This window comes from Nocardiopsis flavescens (genome assembly GCF_900141985.1).
Taxonomy (GTDB): domain Bacteria; phylum Actinomycetota; class Actinomycetes; order Streptosporangiales; family Streptosporangiaceae; genus Nocardiopsis; species Nocardiopsis flavescens.
Window position 1 is genome coordinate 1 of the sequence record NZ_FQZK01000056.1, and the last position, 6,519, is coordinate 6,519.

A 6,519-nucleotide genomic window follows, 5' to 3' on the forward strand; every position below is an offset into this window, starting at 1 on the left:
GTCGGCGCACGGCAGACCACTGGGGCGGTGCGTTCGATGCACGTCGCCGGTGGTGGGGGTGTCATCCGGGGCTGGGTCGAGCGAGGCGATCCCAGCCCAGCCGCCCGGGGTGGGAGGAATGCCCCCTGAAAAGGGTGGTGAGCGCGAGGAGCGGCCCGAACGTAGAGCACACCCATGCCCTCCCAACGCCGTAGGGGGTGAAGCGTGCACGGTCTTCGGGCCCCGGCCACAGCCGGTCAGCATGCATCGCCACCCCGACCCCAGGGGGTTGACGAGGGCGTACTCGGCTCCGCGAACCCATGGGGGTGAAGGCCGCACGCACCTGCCGGCCGCGCCACAGAGGGTTATCCACCCGCCCGGAGCCCCCGACCACAGCCGGAGGGTGTCGCGCTGCCTCGGGTCGCGCGGGGTAGGGCCGCGGTTACCTGCTCGCTCGACCACGCGGGGGTGAAGGCCGCGCGTACCTGCTTGCCCGGCCAGCCGGGGGGTGGGAGCTGCGCGTGCGCGCGGCCTCGGTGCGTCGTGGTGCGGGAGGGTGCTTGGGTGCGGGTTACTGCTTCTGGGGTTGGTGTTCCAAGCGAGGTCGGGAGCAACCGCGGGTGTGCAGGCGGACCCTTCCTCCGTTTCCACGTGGCCGGGCGGGGCAGGCCTCGCCCGGACCCGCCCCCGGACAGCACACCCCCACCACCCGGGACGCGCGACCCACGCACCCGCCCGGCCGTCTGCCGCCCGTCGTGTCGTGGGGGCGGATCCGGCTCCGCCGGTCTGTACCTTCCCAAGCGGCGGGCGTCCTGGAGACCAAAGGTCCTGGTCGGGCGCGACCACAGACCGCCCTTCCCAACGGGTGACCGTCCTGGAAGCCTCCACGTCCGTCCCACCCCCTCGGGCGGAGGTTCCGGGAGCGTGACCCGACACCCCCTACGGCGGGCCGGGTGGGAGCGTGCGGCCTTACCCCGCGCGACCTGGAGTGGGAGCGATGCCCTCCGGCTGCGGCTGAGCACTCCCGGCGGGTGGACAACCCCCAGGGGCGAGGCGGGGCAGGTACGTGCGGCCCTCACCCCCGTGTGTCTGTGGAGCCGAGTGTGCCCTCGCCAACCCCCTGGAGCCGGGGCATGGATCAACGCTCACCGGCTGTGCTGGAGGCCCAGAGACAGCGCACGCTCCACCCCCCATTGCGTTGAGGAGGGCATGGGTGGGCTCTACGTACGGGCCGCTTGTCGCGCCCACCACCCTTTTCAGGGGGCATTCCTCCCGCCGCTGTGTCTGAGCTGGGATCGCCTCGCTCGACCCAGCCCCGGAACACACCCCACCACCCCGGACGCGCGCCCAACGCGCAGCGCTGAAAATCTGCCGCCCGCCGACCGCGCCGGGGCCGGGTCCACGCTCCGCTGGCCGCCCTCTCCAAGCGGCTGAGCTTTCGGAGAACTCCGGTCGAGCTCTCACCCCCGCAACCTGAGCAGGCAGCGACACCCTCCCGCTGGGGCTGAGCGCCCCGGTCGGGGAAAACCACTGCGGCGCAGGCCGCGGTCCGCCGACCGGCAGTGGCCGGGCGCACCGGCCGGGCGGGCGAGGTCGGCGCGGACCGCCCCCGCCTGCGGGGGTGCGGGCGGGGGCGGAACCGTCAGAAGCCGTAGTTGTACACCGACCCTCCCGGGTACACCGTGCCCACACCGCTGCGGTACACGTAGCCGCCGTACGCCGCGCCCTCGGCGAAGGTCCAGCCGCCGAGCGTCCTACCGTGCAGCGGGACGTACCAGCCCGCCGCGTTCGGGTCGGTGTACGCCCTCAGCCCGAAGTGGATGTGCGCTCCGGTGGTGGAGCCGCCCGCGCAGAGGCTGTTGCCCTGGGTGCCCAGGTAGTGGCCCACCCCGACGTTGTTGCCCGGCAGCCACTGGTAGTCCTCCAGGTGGTAGTAGTCCGTGGAGTACCCGTTGTCGTGGATGACGCGCGTCCACCCGGTGCACAGGCTGTAGGCGTACCCGCCCCGGGCCGCGCGGGCCTGGCCGTTGCCGCCGGCGAAGTCCACCGAGCTGAACGGGTACCCCGAACCCCAGCCGTGCGGGCCGCCGGTCATGACCATGGAGGTGCCGATGGCGAACGGCAGCCCGACGCCGATGTAGGTGGCCGCCGTGACGTCCTGGCCGGGGTCTGTGGAGGCCGCCACGGTCTCGCGCTGCTCGGCGTCCATCAGAGCGGAGCCGGCGAGGATGTCCGAGAACTCGGCGCTCCCCTCCAGTCCCACCTCCCAGCCGTCGGCGCCGTCGTCGGCGGCGAACAGCCAGGCCTGCGGGGCGTCCTCGGAACCGACCGGGACGGCGATGATGGCGACGCCGAAAGCGGAGCCGCCGGCGGCCTCGCGGATGTCGACGCGCACCTCGCGCTCCTGCGCTCCGAGGGCGGCGATGCCAGCGCCCTCTTCGGCCAGGACGTCGGCGACGACCGCGTCGGCCAGCGGCTCCCCGCCGCCGGGCAGGTCGTCGGCGACCGCGGGTTCGACGAGGATCTCGACGTTGTCGGCGGAGGCGGGCCCCTGCGCCGGGGCGGGGGCGGCCTGGGCGGCGCCCGCGGTGGCGACCAGGGCGGCCGCGCAGGTCAGGGCGAGTGTGGACAGGCCGAGGTAACGGGGGGTGGGGGGCGTCAACGCTTCTCCTCGTGGGGTGGGCGAGCGGGGTTCGACGGAGGCCGGGGCGGGGTCACTGCCCCGGCCGTGCCCGCGGGCCTGCCTTCAGGCCGCGGCTACCGCAGAGTAACCACGCGCCCACGCGCGGACAAGGGGAGAAGCGTCGATTTCCGAGAAGTCCCCCGTTCCTACCGTGACTCCAGGGACAACAGGAACCTCTTGCGCTCCAGCCCTCCCGCGTAGCCCGTCAGGGTGCCGTCCGCTCCGATCACCCGGTGGCAGGGGACGACGATGCTGATGGGGTTGCGCCCGTTGGCCATGCCGACCGCCCGGGAGGCGGTCGGCCGGCCCAGTTCCCGGGCCAGCTCCCCGTAGCTCGCGGTCTCGCCGTGCGGGATGGTCGTGAGCGCCGTCCACACGCGGCGCTGCCACTCGGTCCCGGCGGGAGCCAGGGGCAGGTCGAACTCCGTGAGCTCCCCGGCGAAGTAGGCGCGCAGCTGGGCGACCGCGTCCGCCAGCACCCCCGTCTCCCCGCGGACCCAGTCCGCGGGCGCGTGCCGGCCGGTGCCGTCCTTGGCCGGGGTGAGCAGCCCGCCCAGAGCCTCCCCGTCCCCGTACAGGGTCAGCTCCCCCACGGGGGAGTCCACGGTGGTGAACCGGGTCGGGCCCGGCACCGGGTCCCTGAACACGACGGCCGCGGCGCGCGCCGGGGCGGTCACCTCGATGTCGAGGGGCAGCATGTCCATCTCCACTCCCGTTCTCACTTGCACATCCACAGGGGCCGTCCGCGCACCCTCCACGGTGCCCCCCTTCACAGCGACGCCCACAGCAGGTGGGTCGCGTAGGACCGCCACGGGCTCCACGCCCTGTCGTCCGGCGTTCCGGCGAGCGCCTTGCGCACACCCAGGTCGGTGCCCAGGAACACGTCCGGGTCTCCCAGGCCCCGCATCCGCACGTAGGAGGCGGTCCACGGGCCGATGCCGCGCAGCTCCCGGAGCCGGACCTGCGCCTCGTCCCGGTCGCAGCCGGGCCCCAGGTCCACCCGGCCCGAGGCGAGGGCGGCGGCCAGGCCCGTGAGGGTGGCGGAGCGGGCGCGGGTCAGCGGCAGCTCCCCGGGCGGCACCGCGGCCAGCGCCTCCGGGGCGGGGAACAGGTGGGTGAGGCCGCCGGTGCGCAGCTCCGGGGCGAGCGGTTCCCCGTACGCCCCGACCAGGCGTCCCGCCAGGGTCCGGGCCGCCGCCACCGAGACCTGCTGGCCCAGGACCGCCCGCACCGCCAGCTCGGCCGGGTCCGGGTGGCCGGGCGAGCGCAGCCCCGGCAGGCGCGCGGCCGTCGGGCCGAGCAGCGGGTCCCCGGCGAACGTCTCGGCCACGGCCTGCGGGTCCGCGTCCAGGTCCAGCAGGCGGCGGCACCGGCGCACCGCCCCGGTCAGGTCGCGGGTGTCGGCCAGGCGCAGGCGGCAGAGCACGTGCCCGCGGCCGGCGGACAGCTCGGCGATGCCCGGGCCGTGCGGCAGGCGCAGTGTGCGCCGGTAGACACCGCCGGCGTACTCCTCCACCCCGGGCACCGCGCGTGCGCCCAGGAACTCCAGGAGGCGGTCCAGGTCGAACGGCTGCCGGTACGCCAGGCGCAGCGTGATCGTGTCCGAGCCGGGGCGGACCGCACGGCCGCGCATCTCGGTGGGCGCCCGGTCGAACATGGCGCGCATGGTCTCGTTGAACTGGCGGACGCTGGCGAATCCGGCCGCGAACGCGATGTCGGTCATCGGCATGTCGGTGGTCTCCACCAGCGTGCGCGCGGTGCGGGCCCGCTCGGTGCGGGCCAGCGCCAGCGGCCCGGCGCCGAGTTCGGCGGTGAGCAGGCGGTTGAGCTGGCGTTCGCTGTAGCCGACCGAGGACGCGAGTTCGCCCACGCCGCCCCGGTCGACGGCCCCGTCCTGGATGAGCCGCATGGCGCGGCCCACCACGTCGGCGCGGATGTTCCACTCGGGCGATCCGGGCGTCAGCTCCGGGCGGCAGCGCTTGCAGGCGCGAAATCCCGCCTCCTGGGCGGCGGCGGCCGTCGGGTAGAAGTCGACGTTCCGCCTCTGGGGGGTGCGCGCCGGGCAACTGGGACGGCAGTAGACACCGGTGGTGCGCACCGCGGTGTAGAACATCCCGTCGAACCGGGAGTCCCTGCCGTGTACGGCGCGGTAGCGCTGCTCATCGTCCATCACGACATCCATCCTCGCCGACCCGGGAGACCCGGACCGGCGGCTTTCGGACATCGCGGTCAGACGTCGTCGGCGTGCTCCTTCAGGTACTCGATGTACACGGGGCGCAGCGCCTCCTGCACTCCGGGGTCGTTCTCGGCCGACAGCGCCTCGTACACGAATCCCGAGAGCTGGGCGACGCTGGCCTTGCTGGCCTCCTGGTTGCCCGCCATGGCCTCGGCGGCGGGGATCAGCCCCAGCAGCTTCCAGAAGAACCGCAGGTCCCATTTCCTCCGTGCCAGTTCGAGCGCGCGCTCGCGGAGTTCTTCGGTGTCGAGAACGTCGAGATCCTGTTGCTGTGCCATGTTCCGGACCATACCCGTCCCCGCGCCCGGCCGCGGGCAGTGACCTGGGTTACCCTTCAGGGCATCGGAGTGTTCTCGCACAAGGGTCCCCACAAGGGGCCGTGAGAGGTTGGACCATGGCTGGTGCAGCACGGGTCGTCGTCGCCAAACCGGGGCTGGACGGGCACGACCGCGGAGTCAAGATCGTCGCCCGCGTGCTGCGCGACGCCGGGGTCGAGGTCATCTACACAGGGCTGCGCCAGTCGCCGGAGATGATCGTGGCCGCCGCCCTCCAGGAGGACGCCGACGCGATCGGCCTCTCGGTGCTGTCGGGGGCGCACATGACGATGTTCACCCGGGTGCTGGAACTGCTCAAGGAGAACGACGCGCAGGACATCCGGGTGTTCGGCGGCGGGATCATCCCGGACGAGGACATCGCGGAGCTGGAGCGCCTGGGGGTCGCGAAGATCTTCACCCCGGGCGCGCCCACGGCGGAGATCGCCGAGTGGGTCAAGGAGAACGTGCGCCCGGCGCACGCCGCCTGACCCCGCCCGGGCCGTGCGCGGCCCGGCCACCCCGGCCCCGACCGCCGTGCCCCCGCTGCGGCCGCCGGCGGCGCGGCGGGGGCGGGTCACGTTCTCCCGTAATCTTCGTCACGGAGCGCGCCGCCGCCGGATGCCCCGTCGGCGCTCTCCGGGCCCCGGTGCGGAGGTTTCGCCTCGTTGGCAGTGTTATAGACCGTGGTGCTGGTCACAGATTTTCCCACCGCGGGGCCCTCCAGGGCCTCCTGCGCGGCGATCGCCGGGCCGGTCGGCGCGGTCAACGCGCCCCCGGTGTCCGGCGGCCGGATTTCGGGCGACTAAGCTTTGCGCATGTCGCGGGTGGCTGAAGACGCCGCGGCGATCTCGATCCCTGCAGACGGTTCGGCCCCACCGGGGTGTTCGTGCCGTGTGACACGAGCCGGATCCGGACGAGGCCACCCCGGTTAGACATCCTGAGCCAGCGAGTTACAAGGACGGACCCTCGTGGACCTGTTCGAATACCAGGCGAAGCAACTCTTCGCAGAGTACGGGGTTCCCGTACCCCAGGGGAAGGTGGCGAGCACGGCCGCCGAGGCGCGTGCGATCGCCGATGAGTTCGCCGCCGCGGGCAAGCCCCGCGTCGTCGTCAAGGCCCAGGTGAAGACCGGCGGCCGCGGCAAGGCCGGCGGCGTGAAGGTCGCCGAGGGCCCCGAGGACGCCCAGGCCAAGGCCGAGCAGATCCTCGGCATGGACATCAAGGGCCACACGGTCCACCGCGTCCTGGTCGAGGAGGCCTCCGACATCGCGGAGGAGTACTACTTCTCCTTCCTGCTGGACCGGGCC

The 6,519-nt window shown here is 73.5% G+C and carries 6 protein-coding genes; 2 read left to right on the forward strand and 4 right to left on the reverse strand.

Annotated features, from left to right (window positions below; genetic code table 11):
- Positions 1-1,621: 1,621 nt before the first annotated feature.
- From BUE45_RS30860 to BUE45_RS30875, 4 genes are all read right to left on the reverse strand, one after another.
- A complete protein-coding gene (locus BUE45_RS30860; protein WP_073384454.1) occupies positions 1,622-2,641 on the reverse strand; it encodes a M23 family metallopeptidase in 1,020 nt (339 codons plus the stop codon).
- A gap of 167 nt (positions 2,642-2,808) precedes the next feature.
- Positions 2,809-3,360 carry a methylated-DNA--[protein]-cysteine S-methyltransferase gene (locus BUE45_RS30865; protein WP_178378714.1) on the reverse strand — a complete coding sequence of 184 codons (552 nt, stop codon included), beginning with the start codon at positions 3,358-3,360 and terminating at the stop codon, positions 2,809-2,811.
- Between the two features lie 71 nt (positions 3,361-3,431).
- Entirely contained in the window at positions 3,432-4,832 is a 1,401-nt protein-coding gene (locus tag BUE45_RS30870; protein WP_281256392.1) for an AlkA N-terminal domain-containing protein, read from the reverse strand.
- A 59-nt stretch (positions 4,833-4,891) separates the two neighbouring features.
- Positions 4,892-5,176: a hypothetical protein gene (locus tag BUE45_RS30875; RefSeq protein WP_073384458.1), complete on the reverse strand. Its 285-nt coding sequence runs from the start codon at positions 5,174-5,176 to the stop codon at positions 4,892-4,894.
- Positions 5,177-5,292: 116 nt separating this feature from the next.
- Here BUE45_RS30875 and BUE45_RS30880 point away from each other — a divergent pair, with 116 nt between their 5' ends.
- Positions 5,293-5,700, forward strand: coding sequence for a coenzyme B12-dependent isobutyryl CoA mutase small subunit (locus tag BUE45_RS30880; RefSeq protein WP_073384456.1), 408 nt, complete (start codon positions 5,293-5,295; stop codon positions 5,698-5,700).
- A gap of 480 nt (positions 5,701-6,180) precedes the next feature.
- A partial coding sequence (locus BUE45_RS30885) for an ATP-grasp domain-containing protein (protein WP_178378716.1) occupies positions 6,181-6,519 on the forward strand: 339 nt, incomplete at its 3' end.